Origin of the sequence: Listeria sp. Marseille-Q6474, from assembly GCF_946902005.1 — a bacterium.
Taxonomy (GTDB): domain Bacteria; phylum Bacillota; class Bacilli; order Lactobacillales; family Listeriaceae; genus Listeria; species Listeria innocua.
Genome location: NZ_CAMPPS010000002.1, coordinates 130,266 through 155,402 on the forward strand (window position 1 = coordinate 130,266; position 25,137 = coordinate 155,402).

A 25,137-nucleotide genomic window follows, 5' to 3' on the forward strand; every position below is an offset into this window, starting at 1 on the left:
TAGGGAAATGCAATTAAAAAAAGAAAATGTCGTTTACAATACAGACGATGTTGTATTAATCAATCAATTGAAAATTGATGGTTTTGAAGAGTTCGAGTATAAAGAACCAGAAAAAGAACCAGAAAAATCGCCACCCAAGAGTAAAAAGGAGCCCAAAAATAAAGAGGGTGAGTAAATGAAAACGTATATTACACCAAGTGAGTTAGCTAGTCTAACAAACTTAAGTATCGAACCAACAGAAGCGGATAATTTAATAAAAGCCGCTTCTGTAGCAATTGACAAGCAAATTATGCCGAATATCGTAGACCTTGACAATGTAGATGATGATATTAAGCAAGCTGTTGCATGGCAGTGTGAACATATCAAGAAATATGGTGAGTTTATTGGCATTGGTAACTTTACACTAGGCAAATTAACTATGGGTGGTCAATCACAAAACTCGAACAACTTTATACCTGACGTTCCAGACAAAGTGATGGATTTGCTTTTATCTAGTGGCTGGCTTTATGCGGGAGTAGGTGGCTGTTAATGAGCTTTCAATTACCACCTATTCCAGAAGCTATCCTAAACACAGAAGTTACTATAACTAGTAATAGTGGGCGCGATGACTTTGGAAATCTTTTACCAGATGCAATTAATAAATCAATGTTTCGCTATGAGTTTGAAAAGCTCGTAAATAAAACACAGGAAGGGTTAAACATAAGATATATTATTAACTTATTTTGCAACAAATTAGATTTTGTTGTAAACGAAGGGGACAATGTATCTTTTGTTATTCCTGGCTATTGTTCAATCAAAGGTGAGGTCCAGAGCGTATCTTTCCCGCCGAATCCCGACGGTAGTATACATCATTTTGAAATTGTCGTAGGAGAGGTGACCGAGCATGAGCTTTAGTAGTTTTAAAGATACAGTCATAGATGATATTCATAATAAAGCTTTGTCAACGGCTGCAAAGGCTGGGGAAGAATTGGTTGAATTAGCACAGCCTGTTACTCCGATTTTGTATGGAGACTTGCGACGAAGTTCGGCCTTTAAAATTATCATCCAAAAAAATTCAATTGTAGCTAGAGTGTTTAGTTTAACTCCTTATGCCCGCAGACAATATTATGAAAATCGTCGGAATCCACGTTGGTACGAAATGGCTGTAAGTTATGGAATTCAGAGTATTAACCAAATTGTAGAAGGTGGGATGCGCTTATGATTGAGGATTTAGTAGTGCATTTCAAAAAAACATTCCCAGATATAAAAACACTTGGATTCATTAAACAAACAGGGCTTGATTCAATGGTAGTAATTAATGAAGCACCGACATTTCAAAACAAGCAAGTACAAACGCAAAGTCGTGTTCGTGAGAGCATCGGCTTTTTAATTTATGACAAAAACACAATTCAATGCAAACGAACATACGATTTATTACGTAACTACTTTCTTTTAACAAACCCTTCTGAGCTGAATATCCAAAATCAGAAGGTAGTAGCAACAGATGTAGCAAGCGGCGGACAAGTCGATTATGACGATGATGGTCGCTTGATTTACCAACTAACAATATTATTTGAAAAGGAGATGTAAGTTAATGGCAACTTATGCAGTTAAACAATTAGAAATTTCGGTTAAAGATTCAGGGGAAAGCGGAGATGGTGTTTCGATCAAAGACTTAGAAACTTTAGACATTTCACTGAACTCAAATGTGGAACAATATACAACAATTGGTGAGGTATTTGAACGTGCGGTAAAAACAGGTGCTGCTATGGAGTTAGGTTTGGATGGGAAATACAATGAATCAGATCCAGGACAAAATGAATTACGTGAAACTTGGGATAAAGTTGGGTCTGAAGCTGAAAAAACAATTGTGGTTAAATTCCCAGCAGGCTCTAAGTATGAAATCACTGGACCAATCGGGATTAATGATTTCGGTGGTGGTGGTGCGAACGATATTGGTTCATTTTCTGCCACACAGAATTCAAATGGTACGCCGGTTTTTACGCCGGCGCCTACCATTGAGCCAACAAGCGTAACGGTAGATAGCGCCTCTAAAACTGTAAAAGTTGGAGAAACTATTAAAATTACAGCAGGAGTACTGCCATCAGGAGCTCCACAAGATGTAACATTCACTTCATCTGATGAAGCAAAAGCAACAGTAGCTAGTGATGGAACTTTAACAGGAGTTGCAAAAACAACGAGTGCTATCACAGTTAAAGTTAAGACAGTTAGCAAGCCTTCTATTTTCAAAGATGTTTCAGTAACTGTAACGGATGCTTAAAAATACGAAGCCCTCTGAGTGAGGGCTTTTACTAATTTGGAGGACAAAAATGAAATCATTTAATTTTAACGAGAATGAAGTAAAACTTCCTTTGGAAATTAACGGGAAAAAGTATTATGCGGACATTTCGGCACAAGCACACATTAAGTACAGTGCGCTTTTGGATGAAGCCCCCAAAATTTTAGGACAAGTTCTTGCGCCTAAACTAAAAGCTGATGAAAGTGATGACGAACATACAATACCAAATAATGAAAACATGCATGAATTGTTAATGACTATCACAGATGGAATTGTAGCAACGAACGATGATATTTTTGCTATTTTTTTCAGCAAAGAAGACAGAGAAGAAATCAATTCTAAAACATTGCCAACTAAAGTCTACGAGGGGCTTATTGAATACATTATAGCTAAATTATTTGAAAGCGATATGAGCGAGGAAAGTGACGAGGGGAAGCCACAGGAAAACAGTATTACGGAATAGTTGAAGACTTTGATTTAATCGAGTCTTCTTTTTTGTCGTATTACGGTATCAGATTGCGCAAAGAATTGTCAAATATGACTTTTTCAGAATTCCGGACATATCTAATGAATTTAGGTGGGGAAACGCCATTTATGACAACTCTTGAAATTCGAATGACTGAACGAAGCAAAGTGCCAAAACATTTGCTGAAAGAAAAAATAAAGCAAAATCGAATCATGTTAAAGCGTGGATATTTTGAGGATGCTGCTTCTAATGAAGAAGGATTAGAAAAGGCTTTGAGAGCTAACAGCAAGCTGAAAGAGGGGTGAAAACATGAGTAAAGCGGGAGAAATTTATTACGATATAAAAATACGCGAAAATGGCTATAAAAACCAGATGAACAAAATCGATAAGGATATGGATAATTTTGCGAAGAAAGGGCAAAAAGCATCTGACAATATCGACAAAATCAATAAGAAAAACATTAATGTTAAAGGTCTTGATTCATCTATCGTCAAAGTTGAACAATTCGGAAATATGCTTGAAAAATCAGGGCAAAAGTTAACTAAAGTTGGAACCGCAATGACCGTTGGATTTACGGCTCCTATCGTTGCTGGCATGGTTAAATCAACAAAAGCGTATCTTGATTTTGATAATGAAGTGACAGAAGTTAACTCTTTATTGCGTGAATCTGATGAATCAGCGAAAGAGTTTGGCGATCGTTATACACAAGTTTTTGATTATGCACAGAAAGCTAGTGTCAAGTATGGGGTAGCTTCTGAGCAAACTATGCTCGGTATGAAAGAAATGGTTAAAAAAGGCTACGATATTAATCAAACAATGGCGTCTATGCCTGCGATTTTTAACGCTGCTCGTGCATCTGGCGATGATTTCGAAACAGTAATGTCTGTTACAACATCAACATTAGAACAATTTGGAATGATTTCTAAAGACACAAATAAGCAGATGGAATACACAAACAAAGTTGCTGACGTGCTAACATATGTAGCTGATAAAACAGCGGCTGGATTCTCTGATATGGGAACAGCAATGAACTATGTCGGTCCTATTTCGCATTCACTAGGATATTCACTTACAGATACAGCAGCAGCTGTTGGTTTGCTTTCTAACCGCGGTATTGAAGGGCAAAAGGCGGGTACCGGCTTACGGGGGATGCTTACAAGTTTGCTTAAACCTTCAAAATCAGCTGCAGAAGCAATGTCTGCAGTTGGATTAACAATTGAAGATAACAACGGCAATATGAAAACTTTACCAACGCTCTTGGATGACATTAATGATAAAACAAAGAAAATGACAAAAACACAGAAAAACTCTTTCTTGACGATGATTTTCGGACGTGAACCTTTATCAGCTGTTAATACACTTTTAGAAGCGGGAGGCGATTCTCTACGTAAATATTCTAAGGGCGCTGATGAAGCAAATGGATATACTAAACAAGTTGCTGATAATATGCGAAAAGCTGGTAAATTTGGTGTGGATCAATTCAAAGCTTCGCTTGAGGTGTTAGAACAGAATGTAGGACAAAAATTAATGCCCGCCCTCACTCCTATCATCGAGTGGGCTAATAAAATGATTGATAAATTTAATGACCTTTCCGGCGCGCAACAACAAAGTATCATAAAATGGGCTGGGATTTTAGCAGCCACTGGTCCTGTGCTGATGATTGGCGGAAAACTAGTATCAATGACTGGCGGATTAATAAAAGGATTCGCGGGCTTAGGTAAGATTTTAGGTTTAGGGAGTAAATTAGCTCCTTTGGCAGCTGGGTTTGGGGCTACTACAACAGCGGTAGAAGGAACTAGTTTGGCAGCGGCAGGATTAGCGGGATCGTTTGGAGCGTTGCCAGCTGTCATTGGTTTAGCAGGCGCGGCTTTGATTGGTGTAGGAATTTATGCACTGGATAAACATATAAGCAAAATCGAAGAAAGCGAAGAACGTATAAAAACATGGGGTTATGATATTGGTGCCGAGGCAGATAAGTCGATGGGTAAATTCAATGAATTTGCATCAGAGGGTAAGCTTGCACTAGATACCTTTGCAACAGGTGCGACAGATGACAGCAAGCGTGTAGTAACAGCATTTAAAAACATGGCAGATGAAATAAAGAAAAATACAGATGATGCGTTAAATGGTTTTAAAAAGTCATATGAAGAATTTTCTCCTGCAGTTCAAGCTATCTTAGACAATTCAATGAAAGACTCTGAGAAAAGAGCTAATGAACGTAAAGCGAATGTTAATGCTCAATATAAAGAAATTGAAGATATCTATAAATCGGCTGCCGAAAAACACAGAAACTTAACTTCTGAGGAATCTAAAACAGTTAATAATATTTATAAAGCAATGCAAATTGAGCAAGTAGAGAGCTTGGGATTAAATGAAAGCAAGAAAAAGCAAATTATTAAAGCGATGAATGGTGAAGTTGAGTCTCTTAATCAGGATGCGCTTGTTGAACAATCGGACTACTTAAACAAAATAACTAAAAAAACAATCGACTCAACAAGTAAACAAAAGAAAGAGCTCAAAAAAGCATACGATGACGGGCTGATTGATAAAAAATCCTATAACGATTCTATAAATCAAATGGATAGGGAACGTGATAGTACAGTTCGTTCAAGTGTTACTGCGTGGATTAAAACACAAGAACAACTATATGATAAATTAGGTGTAAGTAGCGATGTAGCTCAAAAAAATATAAAACACGCGTTAGATGAAATGGGTTTAAGTTATGACGAATTCACTCGTAATGTACAAGAAGCTGCAGGCGGGGTTAGTGATGCTAGTAAGTTAATTGGTGATGGAGCAAGCAAAGCAGATTTAGCTTGGAGCGACTTAGTTTTAGATCCTAAAACTGGGGAAGTAAAAACAAATTTAAATCAAGTTGTGCTGGATGCCGCCAAGTCTAATGAAGGTTGGAATAATCTGAAATTCATCATGAAAGAAGCAAAATTAACCACAGATGCAAAGAAAACTATTGCAACTGCAAGTATTGAAAGTGGTCGTTGGGATAAGATGACTTTCAACGAAAAGAAATTAATTGTAAGTTATGAGGACTCTATACATGTAGCTAACGCGTTGTCAGATTTAGGTGTTTGGGATAAATTGAAGCCTGAACAAAAAAGTATGATTGCGAATGCAGATACTAGCCTTGCGCTACAAAAAGCCCTACAAGACATGGGAGTTTGGGACAAATTACCTCCATCTATGAAAACTTTAGTAGTTGATAATTCTGATGTGTTAAAAAAACTAAACTCATCTAAAGGGATGATTGTTGATTATAATGGTACAAAAGTAGATTTAAAATCATTGCTTGCAACAAATACAGATGTTAAAACAAAAATCGAGCAAGGTAAAAATGTAATTGTTGAGTATAACGGTCAAAAAATAAACCTTAAAAATCTTTATGCGAACAATAGGGATTTATTGAGTAAGGTTCAAGAAGGCAAAAATAATATTTATTCATACAATGGTACAAAAGTAAGCAAAAAAACATTTACTGCGCTTACTAATGCTGATACTGTTAGAGATTTACTTAATAACATGATTGCGGATTGGGGAAAAATACCTCAAAGACAACAAAAAGTTTTAGAAATTGCGTATAAAACGAACGGCAAGGCACCATCAGGTGTCCAAGGTTTAGCAACTGGAACAAATAACCATAGTGGCGGACCAGCTCTGGTAAATGATGCAAAAGGAAGCAATTACGAAGAAATGATTACTACGCCAGACGGTAATAGTTTTATTCCAAAGGGACGCAATGTTCTTCTCAATCTACCACGAGGTACTGAGGTATTGCGAGGGGATAAAACAGCTAAAGCTTTGAAAAACGTACCGCGTTATGCAAAAGGCACATCTAAACAAACTGCGTATGCCAAAAATGTAAATAATAAGATTGCTAATGTACAGACGGATTATAAAACGGGGGCAATTAATGCACAAGGATATATTAATAAGCTTAAGCAGATTAATAAGCAATATACCTTAAATGAGGCGCAGACACGTAAAATAAGGACTAATATAGCTGCTGCAAATAAAGAAATTAGTACGCAAAAAACTAAGCTTAATCAAGCAGTTAAATCATCTACGCAAAAGTACTATGATAACGTGAAAAAAGCTAACGATGAAGCAAAAGCAAGCATAAGCGAAGCTAAGAAGACATACAACGATGCTTTAAAAGCTAATCAAGAAAGCGCTTATAGCCAAATAAGTTTATTTGATAGGGCCAAAACAGATAAATATGCCGGTAGTGATTTATTAGCAAATTTGAAGACCCAGACACAGCAACAAGATGAATTTATCGCTTTAATAAATAAACTCAAAAAACGTAAAGTTAATGATGGCTTGGTTAATGAACTTAGAGAACAAGGTTTAAGTGCTACTGGACAAATTAGCGCAATCGCAAATATGTCTGATAAAGAACTCCAAGCATATCAAGCTGAATGGTCTAAAAAACATAAAAACGCAAATGCTATTGGATTAGATGGATCTAAATCTGAAAAGGCTACTATGGATAAAGCTATTTTAGCAGCTAATAAAAAAGCGACTACAGACATTGCAAGTGCAAAAAATACATGGTTAAAAGAGTTAGGAGACGCAAAACAATTTAAAACCGCTGGTTCAATTCTTGGTACTCAAACTGTTGCAGGGATTATAACTGGTTTTAAAAACATGAATGGTCCTTTACAAAAAGAATCATCCAATATAGCTAAAACAATTGAGAATACAATAAAAAAAGAACTAGATATTCATTCGCCTTCAAGAAAAATGGAAAACGAAGTAGGTTTTCAAGTTATTGCGGGAGTAGGCGTAGGCATGCGGAAGAATGCTAATATCATTAGCATAGAAGCAGCTAGAATGAGTAAAAATCTTACTAATTCGATTCCGCGCATCGATGTTCCAGTGACACCAAACACACAAGCAATAAATGCATATCAGTCAGATAGCAATAAATTAGTGAGCAATCAAAAAAACATTGTAGCAAATGCACAACCTATTCAAGTGAATTTAGTATTACCGGATGATAGCAGTACGCCAGTCGCATCGTGGTTAATAAATGATATTGATACGCTATTAAACGCTAAAACAATTATATCGAGAGTGAAGGCAGGTGGTTAATAGATGTATGGACTAATATTTGAGAGACAAGATGGAACAAAGTATATCACTAGAGAAAATAAAGTTGATGTGAAAGAATTTAATGTTCCTGGTCCCAACTTCACAACGGAAAGAGTTTCCATGGAAACATTTGACGGTGAGATTGACATGGGTAGTGTTTTAGCAAAGCGAGATATAACTTTTCAACTAATCTTAGTATGTAGTAATTACGCTGAATACATCTTAAAAAGAAACGAATTCATTAAATTTATAAGTGGGAAAGAAGAAATTTATGTCATTGATGAAAGGCATGAAACGGTTCGTTGGCCAGTAAAAGTAGAGTCTTTAAACATTCAGCAAAAGGGAGGGGCACCAATCTGTGATATCGCGGGGACTTTTGTTTGCGCGCAAGGTCTTTCTGAAAGTGTAGGTTCTACTTTAGATGGGTTTAAATTTAGCAATAGAAAATGGAGCCTAGGACAAAATATCCCATCGTCCGAAACAGCAGAATATGTTTTTGATACAAACAAATTTAAGGTATATAACGCTTCAGATATAGCAATTAATCCAGAAAGATACCCTTTTATAATTCGCTATAAAGGGGCATCAGAGGGGCTAAGGATAAATAATAAAACTACTGGTCAAGTATGGTCTTACAAAGGAATAACAACGCGTACGGATGAATTGGAAATTAATCAAGTTTACTCTTTGCTTAATGGAGCCGGTATATATGGCGACACTGAAAAATCAACAATTGGTTTAGCTCCCGGATGGAATGAGATTGAAATCATGGGGAGTACGGGTCCTTTAGAAATATCGTTCGATTTTCGTTTTTATTATTACATGTAAAGAGGTGGAGAAATGTTAGAAGTTACAGATTTATATGGTAATAGTGAACCTCTTACTAATCATAGTATTTTAGAAAATAATTTCGAAATAAATACAGTACCTGATTTAAATTTTACAGTGTATAGAAAGTATAACGAAAGAGCATTCGATATGATCACAGAAAAATGTGTGATTACTGAAGTGGAAAGCAAAGAAATGTATAGAATTGAGATGTTTTCATGCATTGGTTCAGGAGACACGATTGGCTATAATGTACAATGTCTTCACATTGTAAAGGATCTAAATAATAAGTTACTCACTTCTGAACTTAAGGGAAGCCAAACAATAAAGTCGTGTATGGACTTTATTGTTAGTGGGACAAAATTCACCTATGAAATTTTGGACTCTTTTTCTTCTTTTGATTTTGAAAGCCTTGGAAATGATTTTGCTTTGAATGTTCTTTTAAATAATATTTTAGTGAATTTTAAAGCAGAATTCGAAGTGACAAATTATCATATTGTTATTCGGAAAAAAATAGGTATTGAGAATGCATTTATATTTGTAGATGGGTTTAATATAAATAAACTTTCATTTACAAATGACAGTACAAACCTAGCAACTAGAATATCTGGAGATGGTAAATCGGGAGATAATGGTAATCCTATTGTTACAACTACGTATACGAGTCCGAACGCTGATATTTATGGCATTATTGACGCTGCTAAGTATAGTGATGATTCTACTACTACAGCAAATTTAAAAGCAAGATTAAAAGAAACATTGCAAGATGTTCCGGATATTTCTATTACTCTTGACTATGTGCAATTTACTAAAGGGAATATTCATAAGAAAAAAGTGGAGCGTGTCGGGCTAGGAAATGCAGGATATGTTCGCGGAAAAAATATTGATGTCTATAGTAGAATTCAAAAGATAACGCTTTATCCTCAATCAACTAAAACACCAGTTGTATCAATAAATAGTGTGAAAGGGACATTATCGAAAACATTGGCACATTTAAAAGAAGTAAAGAAGGGGGTTAAAAAATGAGAGATTTAAATAGATTAGACGATTTATTGCAAGGATATGAATTTATGAAAAAGATAAATGATAACTGGGAAATAATCGAGAATGGATTAAATTTATCTGATTATGAAATAGAACATCTGCGAAAAAGAATTACAAATTTGGTTATTGCATCCGGTGGTAATTCTAGCAATGAAGTTGTTGATTTAAGGGTTTCTAAGTTACAGAATAAAATATTTGAATTAGCGAAAGATAGATTAGATAGTGACTTAGATTCTCTTGCAGATAGTTTAAAGAACATGATGACGAGAATAACGAGTATTGAACTAACAAATGAGCAAGTATTATATATGCTAAATCGTCTGTATGGTCTGGATGCTGGTTCAATTGAGGTCTATGTGGATTCCGTTTCAGGGGATGATACTGCAGGGACTGGAGAAAAAAATAAGCCATTTAAAACAATTAACAAAGCTACCATGAATTTCCCACGTGTATTTAATAGTAATACATTACGCTTGTGGATTAATCCTGGACGCTATGATGAAGATGTGATTATACCGCCATTATCAGGTGTAACATTATATATTCTATCTTCTAATTATGAAACAGTTGATCCTGCGGCTGGTCCTACTACTTGTCAAATCAGAAGTATTTCAGTATCTGATACATCTGGATATATTTATATTGCTGGAATAGAACAAACAAATACTGCAGGAACAACGAAAAACTATTTTATCAAGGCTATACGCTGCGGATTTGTAAGGATTACAAAATGCAGAATGGCTTTCAATACTAAAGCGATAGACCCGTTTACAGCCGTATTCATAGATGCTTGTTCTGCTGATATCAACGGTTGTTACTTCGCTTCGCAGAACGTTGATGTTCGCGGTTATAACACTGCAAGAGTTGAAGTGCAAAACACCACACATGGAGCAAAAAGTGCGATTGGTTTGTATCCTCAGTCAGCTGATATCTTCAATCTTAATAGCGGAACTTGGGAAGCGGATATTCCAACACGTCTTAGTGGCGGAGGAGTGGTTAGAACATGACTGAAACTGAAAACGTTATTCACAAAAACGGAATATATGATTTTAACGTCACAACAGAAGAAGATAAACCACTTCAAAAAGCTGTTTTTTATACGCAAGATACAGGTGGAACAGCTAGACTTATTTTTAATATAGATAAAGATAATCAAGATTTAGTATTATCGTCTGCTGCTGAATTAGAGCTTGCTATGATTTTAGCGAAAGGAACAGAGTCAGAGAGCAAGTATCTTGTGAAACCAACAATCACCGATGGAGTGCGAGGAATTGCAGAATACGCACTTACAGACTCCCAAATATCTCATGCTGGCACTGCTATTGCTGAATTATATATAAAATACAAAAACACTCAAGCGATGCGGGTGTATAAATTCAGTTTTGAGATAAAAAAAGCATTAATAGATAGCGACTTTTTCCCAGTATCAGAATACTACGTAGAGCGCTGGGATGATTACGAAAAAATATTCGATGAATCTTTCGAGAGATTAAACACTAAATTAGATGACGTAGATAAAAAAGCGGATGATTTAAAAACACAATTTGATGCTATGCAGCCCGCACAATTCGCACAAAAAACAGACTTAAATGCACATGTAAATAATGCGGATATTCATGTTACACCAACAGATAAAACGAACTGGAATGCTAAAGAGACAGTATCTAGCGCACAGTCTAAAGCAGATAAAGCGCTTAGTGACGCTAAAGCAGATGCGAGCTTAAAAGCAGCTCAAGCTTTAGCTGATGCGAAGGCATATTCTGACAGCAAGATTACGCAAACTGTTTGGACTGGCTCATTTTATATGTCAGCATCACAGACGGTAACACCGTCGATTCCTCTTAACCAATGCAAGGCGTGGATTATTTATTGGTCTAAATATAGTGCTGGTGCAGCACGTGATTACTATTGGTGTACACAGATAGTAACAAAAGAAACATACGGCGGGCATAATTTTGACGCAATGATGGATAATAGTCCAGTTCACAAATATTTATACGTTTCAGCAACTCAATTAACTGGTTCAGACGACAATTCTACTGGAACAAACAATCAGGCGGTAATGAGAAAGGTAGTGGCTCTTCTATGAATATACACTATGTAACAGTTGGTAAAGACGGATACATTGACGGATGGAGTAACTCAAAAGAAGAAAATACTATTGATGTATTAGCGGATGAAAGTACAGTAAATAAGTTATTTTGTGTAAAAGTAATAAATAAAAAAGCTATTCTTGATCAAGAGCAATACGAAAAGCTTCAAGATGAAATCCATCCTGAACAAACTGAAATCGAAAAAATAAGAGAGGAATTACTACTCACCCAAGAGGCCTTAGCCGCACTATTTGAAAGTAATTTAGGGTGAAAAAATGGCGTATATGATACCAATTTATGTAAATCTAGTGATGAACGGAAGGAAAGAAATCGAAGAAGTGCCTTCCACATTACGTAATCAAGTTAAAAAGAAAGTGGAAGAATTGAGATTAGAACAAGAACGAATACAATCAGAAGAAACAGAAGCCGAATAGGCTTATTTTCATGTCAAAAAATAGGAAGTGGAGTGGATGAGAAAATGGTGGGAAAACCTCAAAAAACAATTGCTGGAAAAGTCATATAAGGATGTTTTTAGCATCCTTTTTTCATTGCAAGTGTCACTGTTTAGTTTTGCAACAGGCGCATTTTTAATACTAAAAGGGGACGCGGTTGCTGAAGGAAGTGATACTTACAAGCTGATGGATGGTTTAATGAACATGGATACATGGGGCTTATTTTTCATAGTAAGTTCTGTTTTGATTTTAATATCGATATTCCAAACAAGTAAAGCAAAATATATAAATATGCTAATTGGGGGAATCATAGGTGTATTTATATTATTTCTTTATGCATCTGCTAGCGCGGAAGGTCAGTCGCAGTGGTTGCTCCCAGTTCGCTATGGTTTGAGTGCGTGTTTTAATTTATTCATCGCGGGAGTGGGAGGTTTCGAACTGTGGAAGCTGAAAAACAATTAGGTTACGTAACAAGATTAGAATTATTAGAGCATGAAAGTAAGTTGAAAACAGAAGTCTCCAAAGACATCGAAAAGATAGAGAATAAAGTGGATGGATTAGGTGACGATTTGAATGATTTAAAAGATATTGTTGTACCGCTCTCGCTCTCGCTAGATCAAATTGCAAAAAATACAGAAAGAACAGCGACAACTTTGGACCGCTTTGCAAGTGATACTACTATTCATCTACATGACCACGATATCGAACTAACCGAAATTAAAGCGAAATCGGAAAATGAAGAAAAAGCAAAAACGAGTGATGTAGGCGTGACAGTAGCAATTATCGGATTGATAGGGGCAGTAATCACAACGATTATTACTTTAGCGCCTATGCTTTGGAAATAATAAGGAGGTGAGAAAAAACAATGAAAATTAACTGGAAAGTACGATTGAAATCAAAAGTATTTTGGGTATCTGTCATCCCGCTAATTCTTGTTTTAGTACAACAAGTACTAGGCTGGTTTAGTGTGACAATTCCTGCGGAAACGATGAATAGCGAAGCGCTAGACATGATTAATAGCGTGTTTCTGCTGTTAGGTGTTTTAGGTGTAATTAATGACCCGACAACACCTGGTACAAGTGATAGTGAACTAGTTCAAAATAGAAAGGATGGAGACAAATGAAATTTAGTAAAGGGCAAAAAGTAAAAGTGATTGATACAGATAGCGTAAAGAATGATAAGCAGCTAGACGAGACAGCAAAAAACATCATTGATAAAAGTAAGTACAAAGGAATAATCACAAAGACAGTTCGTGATGAAGGAGATAAAGATTTATTCTTTGTCTCTTTTTATATTGATAACGAAAGAATAACACAGGGATTCCGAGAAAATGAAATCAAAGGGGTGGAATAGGAATGGCTACAGTTAACGGGGTACCTTTTAGACAAAATCTAGTCTCTAGCTCAAAATATAGCATCAAAGCACCAAATGTGATGAAGGCAAAAAAAATTACTGTACACAATACGTACAATGATGCTACAGCACAAAATGAGACAGATTACTGTAAAAACAACAATAACGAAGTTAGCTTTCATGTTGCAGTAGATGATAAAGAAGCCATTCAAGTTGTGCCATTCGATCGTAACGCTTGGCACTGTGGTGATGGTGGAAATGGATACGGAAACAGGAATACAATCGGTGTAGAGATTTGTTACAGCAAATCTGGAGGTTCCAAATATACAAAATCAGAGCAAAATGCAATCAAGTATATTGCAGGGCTATGCGTACAGCAAGGAATTGTGGCTTCGAAAGATACAGTTAAAAAGCATCAAGATTGGAGCGGAAAATATTGTCCACATCGTGTTTTAGCTGAAAAACGTTGGCCGTCGCTACAACAAGCAATTATCGATGAGTATAAGCGTATTACATCTAAAAATCCAAACAGACATGATGGGAAAATCGTTGACAGCGCGCCACTATTGCCAAAAATGGACTTTAAATCAAATCCAGCGCGCATGTATAAATCAGGAACTGAGTTCTTAGTATATGAACATAATCAATACTGGTACAAGACGTACATCAACGACAAATTATACTACATGTATAAGAGCTTTTGCGATGTTGTAACTAAAAAAGACGCAAAAGGTCGCATCAAAGTTCGAATTAAAAGCGCGAAAGACCTGCGTATTCCAGTCTGGAATAACACAAAACTAAATAGTGGCAAAATTAAATGGTATGCTCCTAATACAAAATTGGCTTGGTATGATAACAAGAAAGGTTATTTGGAACTCTGGTACGAAAAAGATGGCTGGTATTACACAGCAAACTACTTCTTGAAATAATTTTAAAGACCTCTTAGCAGTGCGCTAGGGGGTCTTTTTGTTTTATAAAAAGATACTTTTGTGATACTTTAAAAGCTAATAAATAAGCTAAAATTAAGATAACATCATTTTGTAGCTGTTAAGCACGTTTAAAAGCATTTAAAAGCCGTTTAAGGTGATTTGGATTTAAAAAAAGGTTTACAAATACGCTTATTGTGTATAATATAGTATATAAGAACTTAAAACTTGGAGGGATGAAAATGGCAACTACAACTATAAAAAATACAGCCTTTTCGTTTAATAACCAAAAAGAATATAGCGAATTCATGAGTAGAATTGATAGAAAAGCAACAACTCGTAATAGTAATGTTAGAAAAACTAAACACAATCTTAAAGCCATCAAAGAAATAAAAATTGATGGTGAAATTTATAAAGTTTAATGAAACTAAATATAGAAATGAAGAGTATCTCAGGACTTGCAGACACAGAAAAACAAGCCGTAAATGAGTTCTCATGCGGAAATGTTGATATTGACTCTTATTTACACAATGATGCGCTAAGTGACCACATTTGCAATTTAACGCGAACTTTTATTCTTTTTATTGATGGAAGTGTTGCAGGCTATTTTACATTAACATCAGATAGGGCACAGATTACAAAAAAATCTATTGTTTCTGGGAAATTACCTAGCCATCCACATTTCACGATTCATAGAAAATCTATACCAGCGTTACAAATACATCACTTTGCTATTGAAAAACATCATCAAAGGAAGGGTGTTGGCATTGTGTTAATGAACTACTTAATAACTTTTATTAAACTGAAAATTCTACCTAATGTAGGAGCAACTCTACTGACAGTGTATTCAATTAAGGAGGCTGTTGGCTTCTACAAGAAAATTGGTTTTGAAAAAACTGGGAATCACTCCGATGCTAATGTAAATATGGCTTTAGTATTCAGTGAAGTTATAGAATGACATAGTTCAGGAATCTACCCTAACCCACCGTTAGGGCTTTTTTTATGCAAAAAAACCCCGAAAATTTATTCGAGGTTGCTGTTATGTTCAGATGTAAAAAACGGGATGTCAAACAGCTAATAGTTGAATGAAATAATGAACGAAAATCGTTCATGTGAATATTATTACATATAATTTTATGCAACACAACACTTTTTAAGACTTGATTTTAAGAACGTTTGTTCGTATAATGTTAGCAAGAGGTGAAGTAAATGTATAACTTATTTGATGATATTTTAGAACATTCAATAGTATTAGCAGATGCTCTCAAACGCAATTGGTCGATAGAAGTACTGTTTTTTAAGAACAATCATCATGTGCGATACAAGTATGTAGTTCCTGTTTATTTGGACCATGAAAGAAATATAGTTCAATTACAGCGATTTGACGAACGAATAATTGACATTAATATAGAAGATATTATTTTTTGCGAGGTTATGACATGAGACTATATAGCTTTAATGATTTTAGATACATCTGCTACGTAGAAGGAAAAGATAAAGCTATAGAAAAGCTGTTTGCCGAATTATATGAAACAAGAAAGTTAAAAGCCTTGCAAAGGCGTATAAAAAAGAATGAAATAGATTTAAAGACTATCTATGACGAGTATTTACAACATCAATCTATTGTTAATAATTAGTCACAGAAATAATGTTTCTTCTATATAATAGTAAAATAAAGACATCCTTTTGAGAGGATGTTCTTTTTTTGGTATCTCGTTTCTTCTTCTTCCATCATAACTCGATCCGAAAAAGTTACAGCTGGTTTTAATTAACTCAAATGGGGTAAATTTAGAAGTATAATGAGAATCAACTTCATAAATTTCTGAATAGACTATACTTCCAGATTTTTTTGGAAAAATAATCATTGTGTGGGGATTTACTTCATAAAACTGAGTACTAATTTGTTCTTTTTTCATTTCATTCAACTCCTCTATGTTTGTATTTATGTCTAAGAAGTAATCTGAAATTATTGCGTAATGCACAAAATTTCAAATAACGACGAAGCATCAAAGTAAGTTATGAGTTATTTTTTGTCATTATAGCACATGGTAATTTACAAGTCATTAGATTTTCGTAAAGTTGTATTTTCAAGCCGTTTTCTGTTTTTTCTTGCCATGTTACAGTTTTTCGAAATTGTAATAAATATGAGTGGAGGAGTGGTAGTCGTGGAAATGCGTGATTTTTCTAATTCATTGATGAATCAAGTGGGTGTCCTTAAAGGAGAAAAAGAATTAACAAATGTTTTTATCGAATGCTTCCTGACGATGCTCCTAGAAGAGAGAAAATTAGAACAACTTAGAGCTGAAATTGATAAAGCTCTCGATAATAGGAACAAAGCGAAATTTATGCAGCTAACAGAAAAAATGAATAAAATCCAACAGGAAATGCTGGCTTTTGAGTAGAATATATGAAAAACTAAGATAGTAAGAGCTATCTTAGTTTTTTTGAGCTGTTTTATAAATTTTCACGAAAAAAAAGCCTCGAAAAAAGTTCTGGACAGATTGCTCAAATATGGTAAACTAAATAAAAACATATGTTCGGTGGTGAGGGTATGACACTTCAAATAATTGCTGGTAAAGCAGGAACAGGTAAAACTACTCATTTGATGGATGAAGTAGGCGAAAAAATCAAAAAAACTTCTAAGACGTATATTTTTATCGTCCCTGATCAAATGACGTTTCAAATGGAAACAAGCTTTTTAAACAAACAAAACTTGGCAGGAATGCTAGGGACACAGATTTTTAGTTTTAGTAGGCTTGCTTGGAAAATACTTCAAGAAACTGGTGGCTTATCTAAAACTTTTTTGAGTCAAAAAGGTATTGAGATGGTTATTCGAAAAGCTGCTTTAGATCAAAAAGATAAGTTGAAAATTTTCTCTAGAGCTACTTCGAAAAAAGGCTTTTATTCAGAGCTGGCTAAGTTATTTAAAGAAATGAAACAAGAAGAAATTTCTGTAGATGAATTAGAGAAGAGTGCGGCAAATTTATCTACAAGTGTATCTAGCAAAGTACATGACATTTCACTTATTTATCAAAAATATGAAGAATTATTAGCAGGAAAATTCCTTGAAAATGAAGATTATTTGAGACTGTTAGCAGATAAGATTATTGAGAGTGATTATTTAAATCAAACGGAAATAATTATTGATGGATTTACTTCTTTTTCAAAACAAGAGTTAACAGTAATAGAAAAGCTTATGCAAAAATGCGATAAAGTAACAGTATCGTTAACTTTAAACGTGCCTGAAATCCATAAAGGTTTGGAAGAATTCAGTATGTTTAAAGCGAGCACTGAAGCATACTTTGCTTTATTAGAGATGGCTAAATTAAACAAAATTCAATTGGAACCAGAGAAAATTCTTTTAGAAAACAAACGAGCTAACTCTGACTCATTAGCCTTTTTAGCCAACGCTTGGGGAGAAAATAAATACTCGTCATATGAAGGTGGAGCAAATGATTTAACCATCCATCAAGCTAATAATAGGCGTGCTGAGATGGAAGGTGTTGCCCGCGAAATTCGGCAATTAACATTAAATGGCTATAGATACCGAGATATAGCCATTTTGACTAGAAACATAAGTGATTATGATATTTTATGTGAAACAGTAATGGAGTCATTTGACATTCCTATTTTTATAGACAAAAAACGAGCAATGGCTAAACATCCATTTATTGAATTTATTCGTTCTAGTGTTGATGCAATTTTATTTAATTGGAAATATGAGCCGATTTTCCAAGCAGTTAAAACAGAATTTTTCTTTGATGTGGCTGAAAATGCGACTATTATGAGAAGAAAAGCAGATATACTTGAAAATTATGTGCTCGAAAACGGCATTCAAAATAAGTGGAAATGGGAAAAAGAAGGCGATTGGATTTATCGTAAAATTCGAGGACTTTCTACCAATGTCTTGCCACAAACAGATGAAGAATTAGCAACCCAAAGTGTTATTAATGAAATGAGGAATCTTATAGTTGAGCCTCTTTCAACATTAGAAAATAATATAACAAAAGCAAAAACAGGCATAGAGTTCGCCATGGCTCTATATCATTATTTGGAGCAAGTTAAAGCTGTAGAACATTTAGAATCATGGAGACAAGTAGCAGAAGAAAATGGTTATTTGGAACTTGCTAGAGAACATGAACAAGCTTGGAGTTCAATATCAGAACTGCTAGATGAATTTGTAGAAGTTTTAGGTGAGGAAGAATTAGATGTTAATAGTTTTTCTGAAATAATTACGACAGGCTTGGATGCGCTAGAATTTTCTTTACTACCACCTTCTTTAGATCAAGTAGTTTTAGCTGATATGGAAAATGCAAAGTTGCTTAACATGAAAGTTATTTTTGCGATTGGAATGAATGATGGCGTAATGCCACTACGTCAAAAAGATAAAGGGATTTTGTCAGATCAAGATCGCGATTCTTTGCGAGTAGAAAATAGCAATTTAAAGCCATCTGCTAAAAATAACATTGGTGAAGAAGATTTATTAGCCTATAAAATAATGAGTTTGCCAAGCGACAAATTATTTCTTAGTTATCCAGCTGCAGATGAAGAAGGGAAAGTTCTTAGCGAGTCGAATTATCTAAGAAAAATAAAAGGCCAATTCAAAAATTTAAATGAATCGGTTTATTTAACTGACCCAAGTTTACTGAATGATAATGAACAAAGTAGTTATATTCGTTCTAAACAAGCTACACTGGGCTTATTAACAAGCCAATTACAAATGTATAAACGTGGCTATCCTTTATCAAATGTATGGTGGGATGCTTATAATAGTTATTTTGAAGATAGCAAAGAATCCGAGGCAGCAAAACAAGTACTTTCTAGCCTTTATTATGAAAATAAAACCAAACCACTCCAAGAAACAACTGCTAAAAACCTATTTGGTGAAAATATTCATGCGAGTGTTTCGCGGATGGAGAAGTTTTTTAGTTGTGAGTTTCAACACTTTGCGCAATATGGCTTGAAATTAGAAGAAAGAGCTCATTATAAGCTACAAGCTGTAGACATGGGAGAAATTTTCCACGGGGCAATGGAATGGATTTCCGCTGAATTAAAACGAACTAACCGAGATTGGGGTAATTTAACGGAAGAAGAATGTCGGCAAATGGCTAAACTTGCGATGACATTTTTAGCTCCGAAGATTCAACATGAAATTTTATTAAGTTCAAAACGGATGGAATATATTCAATATAAACTACTCCAAATTATTACAAGAGCTACTACGGTTTTAAACGAACAAGCGAAAAGCAGTGCGTTTCGTCCAATTGGTTTAGAAGTGGATTTTGGATTGAAAGGAGATATTCCGCCTTTAAAAATCCCATTACAATCAAATAGCGAACTTCTTTTACAAGGACGTATTGATAGAATTGATGCAGCTGAACAAGATGATCGTACTTTCCTTCGAATCATTGATTATAAATCTAGTTCACATGATTTGGCTCTTACTGAAGTTTATTACGGGTTGGCTCTTCAAATGCTGACTTACTTAGACATCGTTGTAACAAATGCGCAAAAAATGATAGGCAAAACTGCTGAGCCTGCTGGGGTTCTGTACTTTCATATGCATAATCAATATGTCCAAGCAGAGAAAGAATTGAGTGATGAAGCAATTGCTCGAGAACTGCAAAAAAGTTCCAAAATGAAAGGCTTAATTTTATCGGATCCTGTGGCTGTTTCGCTTATGGATACAAATCTGGAAAAAGGAAAGTCTTCTAATATTATTCCAGCTGAAATTAAGCAAAACGGAGAGTTAAGCGCCCGTTCCAGAACCGCGACTAAAGCAGAGTTTGATAAAATGCGCCGATTTGTAAGACAAAAATATCAGGAAGCAGGAAATAAAATACTAGATGGAGCTGTTTCCATTAATCCTTATAAATTAAAAGAAAAAACACCTTGTCAATTTTGTGGATTTCGCTCATTTTGTGGATTTGATCCATCTTTAACGAGTAATCAATATAGACATTTAACAAATGAAAAAACAGAGACGATTTTAACAAAAATGGATATAGAAGGAGGGACGCAGTAGTATGAGCTTAAATATACCAAGCAAACCAGAAGATGCTTTATGGACTGATGACCAGTGGAAAGCCATCCAAGCAAATGGGAACAATATTCTTGTAGCAGCTGCTGCGGGCTCTGGTAAGACAGCTGTTTTAGTTACAAGAATCATTGAAAAACTAATAAATGAAACAGAAAATCTAAACGTTGATGAATTGTTAATTGTAACTTTTACCAATGCTTCAGCTGCAGAAATGAAGTATAGAATAGGTAAAAGTTTAGAAGAAGCATTAGTGCAAAATCCGGAATCTGCACATTTGAAAAAACAAGTCGCCTTACTAAACTATGCCTCCATATCGACTTTGCATTCATTTTGTTTGGAAATCATTCGAAAACATTATTTTGAAGCCGACATTGATCCTAATTTCCGTTTGATTGAACCCATCGAAAGCAGTATGATTCGTGATGAAGTTTTAGAGGACCTGTTAGAAAAAGAATATAGTATAGAAAATAATGAGGACTTTTTTCATCTAGTTGAATCGTTTACTGGGGATAGATCTGATGCTGAGTTGCATACGCTAATCTCGAAACTTTATGATTTCTCTAGAGCAAATCCAAACCCTGATTTATGGTTAGAACAAATGGTAAGTTTCTACGATACACAAGCGATTGCTTCTATCACAGAATTACCTTATTTTCCAATTATTAAAGAGGATATTCAACTTAGAATTAACCAAGCTAAAAGTTATCTGCTAAGTGCGATAGATTATGCAAATGAAAATAATGGACCAGCGCCTTATTTAAGCACACTAGAAAATGATTTAGCACAAATTAACACTTTATCAAGTATTAGCTGGGATAATTGGCAAGATGTGAAATTTGGCTTTGAGAGCATTGATTTCAAACGAATACCTGCCCTTAAAAATAAAGCTGATTTTGACGAAGAATATGTAGAAGAAGCAAAGAAATTCCGTGATGCTGCAAAAAAAGAAGTGAAAAATGTTTTAATAGATTGGTTTTCAAGAGAAGAAGAAAATTATTTAAGTGATTTAGAAAAAATGAAACCAGATATTAAAACGTTAAGCGAATTAGTGAAAAAATTTGCTGAAAACTTTTTTGAGGAAAAGCAACAACGTGGGGTATTAGACTTTAATGACTTAGAGCATTTAGCTTTAAAAATACTCTTGAAAAATGGCGCCCCTTCTGACGTGGCAAATAGTTATAAAAAACAGTTCAAAGAAGTATTGATTGATGAATATCAAGATACTAATATGGTACAAGAAACTATTCTTTTGCTTGTCACTAATTCGAATGATACAAAAGGAAACTTGTTTATGGTTGGGGATGTAAAGCAATCGATTTATCGCTTTCGACTAGCGGAACCAACTTTGTTCATGGCAAAGTATCAAGAATATCAGCAAGACGGAGAAGGCAGCGGAATACGAATAGATTTATCTCAAAACTTTAGAAGTAGGAAAGAAGTTCTTGATGCTACTAACTTTATTTTTCATCAGTTGATGGATAAGCATATTGCTGAAATCGATTATGATGAGGCGGCTGAGTTAACTTTAGGGGCTAGTTTTCCTGAAGCTAACAATATGGCAACAGAACTTTTGTTAATTGATATGAAATCAGAAGAAAAAGAATCTGAGGATGAATTATCGCCACAAGAGTTGCAAAAAAATCAAGTTGAATCAAGAGCTATTGCGACAAAAATTAGAGAAATGATAGATAATAAGTTCCCAATTTATGATAAAAAGTTACAACAAAATAGACCCATTCAATACAGAGATATTGTTATTCTAGCAAGAGCTATGACGAGTGCTCCAGATATGGAAGAAGCAATGAAAATAAAAGATATACCTTTCTATGCCAATAATAATTCTGGTTATTTCGAAACGACAGAAGTAGCAACAATGATTGCACTAATGAAAGTAATCGATAATCCATATCAAGATATTCCACTAGCAGCAGTTCTACGTTCTCCAATAATCGGTTTAAATGAAGAAGAATTAGGACAAATTCGGATGGCGAAGAAAAAAGGCTATTTTTTTGATGCGATGCTAGCCTATAAAGATATTACGGTTTCGGATGCCGCAAATAAAATTAGTCGTTTTATAACACAATTAAACAATTGGCGTGAACTGTCTATTCGGGAAAATTTGACTGCCTTAATTTGGCAAATCTATCAAGAAACAAACTTCTATGAATTTGTAGGTGGGTTACCAGGTGGAAAACAACGTCAGGCTAATTTACGCGCTTTGTATGATCGTGCGAATCAGTATGAAAAAACTTCTTTCCGTGGATTATTCCGTTTTGTGCGTTTTGTTGAGCGATTAGAAGTTCGTGGAGATGACCTAGGTACAGCAAAAACACTCGGCGAAAAAGAAGATGTTGTACGTATGATGACGATTCATGCAAGTAAAGGTTTGGAGTTTCCAGTAGTTATAGTTTCAGGATTAAGTAGAAAATTTAATATGCGTGACATTTATAGTAAAACACTTTTAGACAAAGACTATGGTTTTGCTTCTAATTATCGAGATATAGAAAAGATGATTGTCTATCCAACTATCATGCAACAAGCGATTAAACAAAAAAAATCCCGAGAAATGATTGCGGAAGAAATGCGTGTTTTATACGTTGCACTTACTCGTGCGGAAGAAAAACTAATTTTAACTGCAACTGTTCCAGATTTTGAAAAAACAAGTAAAAATTGGTTACAAGTAAGTAACCAACAAGAAACTATTTTACCCGCAGCAATTCGAGCAAAAGCGAAGTGTTATTTAGATTGGATTGGAAATGCTACAATCCGCCACAGCCATTTTAAAGAATTATTGTGCGAAGAAAAGATTAAAACACTGCCAACTAATATGAAGCTTCAAGTTGAAATTAAAACGAAAGAAATGTTCCTAACTGATGACTTGGAAAAGGAAAAATCAGATAACTGGATGGAGAATGTAAAAGCACATAAGCAAGTGCCAGTTAAAAGTCCATATAAGGATGAAATTGAGCGTTTTATGCATTACCAATATAAAGATGAGGAAGCCACTGGAATTCGTGCTAAGCAGTCTGTGACAGAGCTTAAAAGACAATTCTCTTTGCAAGATAGTTGGAGTGATACATCTATCCTAAAAGAATTCCAAAAAGTATCTTTAGACCGACCTAAATTTTTGCAACAAAATAAGTTGTCAGCTACGGAAATTGGGACGGCAATGCATACGTTAATGCAAGCTGTACCATTAGATGATAAACCGACCGAAAAAGATTTAGTCTCATTATTACAATTAATGAGAGAAAAAGATATTCTTACAGAAGCTCAAATTAAAGCTATCAATGTTAATCAAATTATTGCGTTCTTTGAATCAGCTCTAGGAAAAACCGTTTTGCAGAAAAAAGATAAAGTGAAGCGTGAAGTTCCATTCAGTTACTTACTTCCTGCAGCAAAATTATATAATCAAACAAATCTTGATGAACACGTGCTCATTCAAGGTGTTGTTGATAGCATGATTGAGGAAGAAGACTCCATTATTTTAATCGATTACAAGACAGATAAAATTGAAGGACGATATGATAACTGGGAAGCCGCTGAGAAAGTAATGAAGGACCGGTATCAAATTCAAATTAAACTTTATGCGGAAGCTATTCAAGCAATTAGTGGAAAAAAAGTTTCTCATGCATATTTATATTTTTTCGACGGACAACATATTTGCCAAATAAACATAGAGGAAGGTATTTAAATGAAATGGTTAAGCTATTCTTATAAAGGGCAACATAATTACGGTGCTTTAGTAAATGAAAATAAAATTATTCCTGCACAAGCTATCTTTCAAGATCCGCCAGCTACTTTATTAGATGTTATTAAAGAAAAGCCTGCTGTTCAGGACATAAAGATGACAAAGGAAAGTATTGACCTAGCAGATGTAGAAATCCAAATACCTTTTATGCCCCCTAACAATATTATCGCAGTGGGAAAAAATTATTATAATCATGTATTAGAAATGGGAAGTAAAGAGGATGTGCCTGAACATATTCTCGTTTTCACCAAAAGTACGAATAGCTTATTGCCACATCATGGCGAGATTGAGTTGCATCAAGATATAACAAAAAAACTAGATTACGAAGGCGAACTAGCGGTTATAATTGGAGAACAAATTAGAGATGTATCTGAAAGTGAAGCTTTATCATCTGTTTTTGGGTTTACTATTTTGAACGATATTACAGCTAGAGATTTGCAGAAAAAACATAAACAATTTTATATTGGGAAGAGCCTTGATGCTAGTTGTCCAATTGGGCCGTATGTACTTGAATATCAACCTAATGAAGAAACGATTTTCCATATTGAAACAAAAGTAAACGGTGAAGTAAGACAATCTGATTCTACAGAAAAATTCATTTTCAATTTAGCGAAAATTATCTCTGATTTATCAAAAGGTCATACTTTACTTCCAGGAGATATAATTGCAACGGGGACTCCAAGTGGTGTAGGGAGCGGGATGAATCCTCCGACCTTTTTACAAGACGGAGATACAGTGGAAATTACAATTGATAAAATTGGTACTTTAATGAATACAGTTAGAAAATCTTAATAGGG

Annotated in this window: 28 protein-coding genes and 1 pseudogene; 28 read left to right on the forward strand and 1 reads right to left on the reverse strand. The window is 34.8% G+C overall.

Going from position 1 to position 25,137, the window contains the following annotated elements; genetic code table 11:
* Positions 1-7: 7 nt before the first annotated feature.
* From OC533_RS11435 to OC533_RS11550, 24 genes are all read left to right on the forward strand, one after another.
* Positions 8-175: a hypothetical protein gene (locus tag OC533_RS11435; RefSeq protein WP_172425835.1), complete on the forward strand. Its 168-nt coding sequence runs from the start codon at positions 8-10 to the stop codon at positions 173-175.
* Positions 176-529, forward strand: coding sequence for a hypothetical protein (locus OC533_RS11440; protein WP_012951937.1), 354 nt, complete (start codon positions 176-178; stop codon positions 527-529). It abuts the gene before it with no gap.
* A complete protein-coding gene (locus OC533_RS11445) occupies positions 529-894 on the forward strand; it encodes a hypothetical protein (RefSeq protein ID WP_023548509.1) in 366 nt (121 codons plus the stop codon). The genes OC533_RS11440 and OC533_RS11445 overlap by 1 nt, the downstream gene beginning before the upstream one ends.
* Positions 884-1,201: an HK97 gp10 family phage protein gene (locus OC533_RS11450; protein WP_023548511.1), complete on the forward strand. Its 318-nt coding sequence runs from the start codon at positions 884-886 to the stop codon at positions 1,199-1,201. Before OC533_RS11445 ends, OC533_RS11450 begins: the two co-directional genes overlap by 11 nt.
* Positions 1,198-1,569, forward strand: a complete 372-nt coding sequence (locus OC533_RS11455) for a hypothetical protein (RefSeq protein ID WP_010991155.1) — start codon at positions 1,198-1,200, stop codon at positions 1,567-1,569. The genes OC533_RS11450 and OC533_RS11455 overlap by 4 nt, the downstream gene beginning before the upstream one ends.
* Before the next feature lie 4 nt (positions 1,570-1,573).
* Positions 1,574-2,260, forward strand: a complete 687-nt coding sequence (locus OC533_RS11460; protein WP_010991154.1) for a phage tail tube protein — start codon at positions 1,574-1,576, stop codon at positions 2,258-2,260.
* A 49-nt stretch (positions 2,261-2,309) separates the two neighbouring features.
* The gene (locus OC533_RS11465) at positions 2,310-2,741 is read left to right on the forward strand and encodes a hypothetical protein (RefSeq protein WP_023548513.1); all 432 of its coding nucleotides are present in this window, start codon (positions 2,310-2,312) and stop codon (positions 2,739-2,741) included.
* 32 nt (positions 2,742-2,773) lie between these two features.
* A complete protein-coding gene (locus OC533_RS11470; protein WP_031644303.1) occupies positions 2,774-3,049 on the forward strand; it encodes a Gp15 family bacteriophage protein in 276 nt (91 codons plus the stop codon).
* Between the two features lie 4 nt (positions 3,050-3,053).
* Complete coding sequence (locus OC533_RS11475; RefSeq protein ID WP_071349214.1) at positions 3,054-7,853, forward strand: phage tail tape measure protein; 4,800 nt, start codon at positions 3,054-3,056, stop codon at positions 7,851-7,853.
* Positions 7,854-7,856: 3 nt separating this feature from the next.
* A complete protein-coding gene (locus OC533_RS11480; RefSeq protein WP_031644700.1) occupies positions 7,857-8,681 on the forward strand; it encodes a phage tail family protein in 825 nt (274 codons plus the stop codon).
* Between the two features lie 12 nt (positions 8,682-8,693).
* A complete protein-coding gene (locus tag OC533_RS11485) occupies positions 8,694-9,707 on the forward strand; it encodes a phage tail protein (RefSeq protein WP_003740854.1) in 1,014 nt (337 codons plus the stop codon).
* A complete protein-coding gene (locus OC533_RS11490) occupies positions 9,704-10,732 on the forward strand; it encodes a hypothetical protein (protein ID WP_070215599.1) in 1,029 nt (342 codons plus the stop codon). Before OC533_RS11485 ends, OC533_RS11490 begins: the two co-directional genes overlap by 4 nt.
* Positions 10,729-11,814, forward strand: coding sequence for a BppU family phage baseplate upper protein (locus tag OC533_RS11495; RefSeq protein WP_119734954.1), 1,086 nt, complete (start codon positions 10,729-10,731; stop codon positions 11,812-11,814). The genes OC533_RS11490 and OC533_RS11495 overlap by 4 nt, the downstream gene beginning before the upstream one ends.
* Positions 11,811-12,089, forward strand: coding sequence for a hypothetical protein (locus OC533_RS11500; RefSeq protein ID WP_050897660.1), 279 nt, complete (start codon positions 11,811-11,813; stop codon positions 12,087-12,089). The genes OC533_RS11495 and OC533_RS11500 overlap by 4 nt, the downstream gene beginning before the upstream one ends.
* A 4-nt stretch (positions 12,090-12,093) precedes the next feature.
* On the forward strand, positions 12,094-12,252 hold the full coding sequence (locus OC533_RS11505) for a CD1375 family protein (protein WP_012582417.1): 159 nt from the start codon (positions 12,094-12,096) through the stop codon (positions 12,250-12,252).
* A 36-nt stretch (positions 12,253-12,288) separates the two neighbouring features.
* Positions 12,289-12,732 carry a hypothetical protein gene (locus OC533_RS11510; RefSeq protein WP_003743972.1) on the forward strand — a complete coding sequence of 148 codons (444 nt, stop codon included), beginning with the start codon at positions 12,289-12,291 and terminating at the stop codon, positions 12,730-12,732.
* Positions 12,711-13,115 (forward strand): hypothetical protein, encoded by a 405-nt coding sequence (locus OC533_RS11515; RefSeq protein WP_012582418.1) that lies wholly within the window; start codon positions 12,711-12,713, stop codon positions 13,113-13,115. The genes OC533_RS11510 and OC533_RS11515 overlap by 22 nt, the downstream gene beginning before the upstream one ends.
* Positions 13,116-13,135: 20 nt before the next feature.
* Complete coding sequence (locus tag OC533_RS11520; protein ID WP_031645669.1) at positions 13,136-13,393, forward strand: phage holin; 258 nt, start codon at positions 13,136-13,138, stop codon at positions 13,391-13,393.
* Positions 13,390-13,623, forward strand: coding sequence for a hypothetical protein (locus OC533_RS11525; RefSeq protein WP_031645670.1), 234 nt, complete (start codon positions 13,390-13,392; stop codon positions 13,621-13,623). Before OC533_RS11520 ends, OC533_RS11525 begins: the two co-directional genes overlap by 4 nt.
* 2 nt (positions 13,624-13,625) lie before the next feature.
* Complete coding sequence (locus tag OC533_RS11530; protein ID WP_119734956.1) at positions 13,626-14,552, forward strand: N-acetylmuramoyl-L-alanine amidase family protein; 927 nt, start codon at positions 13,626-13,628, stop codon at positions 14,550-14,552.
* A gap of 239 nt (positions 14,553-14,791) precedes the next feature.
* Positions 14,792-14,971, forward strand: coding sequence for a hypothetical protein (locus OC533_RS11535; RefSeq protein ID WP_021496259.1), 180 nt, complete (start codon positions 14,792-14,794; stop codon positions 14,969-14,971).
* Positions 14,971-15,507, forward strand: a complete 537-nt coding sequence (locus OC533_RS11540; protein ID WP_021496258.1) for a GNAT family N-acetyltransferase — start codon at positions 14,971-14,973, stop codon at positions 15,505-15,507. The genes OC533_RS11535 and OC533_RS11540 overlap by 1 nt, the downstream gene beginning before the upstream one ends.
* Positions 15,508-15,758: 251 nt before the next feature.
* Entirely contained in the window at positions 15,759-15,992 is a 234-nt protein-coding gene (locus OC533_RS11545) for a hypothetical protein (protein WP_021496257.1), read from the forward strand.
* Positions 15,989-16,186 (forward strand): hypothetical protein, encoded by a 198-nt coding sequence (locus OC533_RS11550; RefSeq protein ID WP_031645307.1) that lies wholly within the window; start codon positions 15,989-15,991, stop codon positions 16,184-16,186. The genes OC533_RS11545 and OC533_RS11550 overlap by 4 nt, the downstream gene beginning before the upstream one ends.
* Here OC533_RS11550 and OC533_RS11555 read toward each other — a convergent pair.
* Positions 16,187-16,465: pseudogene (locus OC533_RS11555) on the reverse strand (competence protein ComK).
* A 129-nt stretch (positions 16,466-16,594) separates the two neighbouring features.
* Between OC533_RS11555 and OC533_RS11560 the strand changes: the two are divergent.
* The 4 genes from OC533_RS11560 to OC533_RS11575 all read left to right on the forward strand — a co-directional run bounded on the left by OC533_RS11560 (position 16,595) and on the right by OC533_RS11575 (position 25,132).
* Entirely contained in the window at positions 16,595-16,951 is a 357-nt protein-coding gene (locus OC533_RS11560) for an IDEAL domain-containing protein (RefSeq protein WP_077904838.1), read from the forward strand.
* A gap of 149 nt (positions 16,952-17,100) precedes the next feature.
* Entirely contained in the window at positions 17,101-20,574 is a 3,474-nt protein-coding gene (addB, locus tag OC533_RS11565) for a helicase-exonuclease AddAB subunit AddB (protein ID WP_070753848.1), read from the forward strand.
* A 1-nt stretch (position 20,575) separates the two neighbouring features.
* Positions 20,576-24,283: a helicase-exonuclease AddAB subunit AddA gene (gene addA / locus OC533_RS11570; protein ID WP_194323562.1), complete on the forward strand. Its 3,708-nt coding sequence runs from the start codon at positions 20,576-20,578 to the stop codon at positions 24,281-24,283.
* Positions 24,284-25,132 carry a fumarylacetoacetate hydrolase family protein gene (locus OC533_RS11575; RefSeq protein WP_185500943.1) on the forward strand — a complete coding sequence of 283 codons (849 nt, stop codon included), beginning with the start codon at positions 24,284-24,286 and terminating at the stop codon, positions 25,130-25,132. It abuts the gene before it with no gap.
* Positions 25,133-25,137 lie beyond the last annotated feature (5 nt).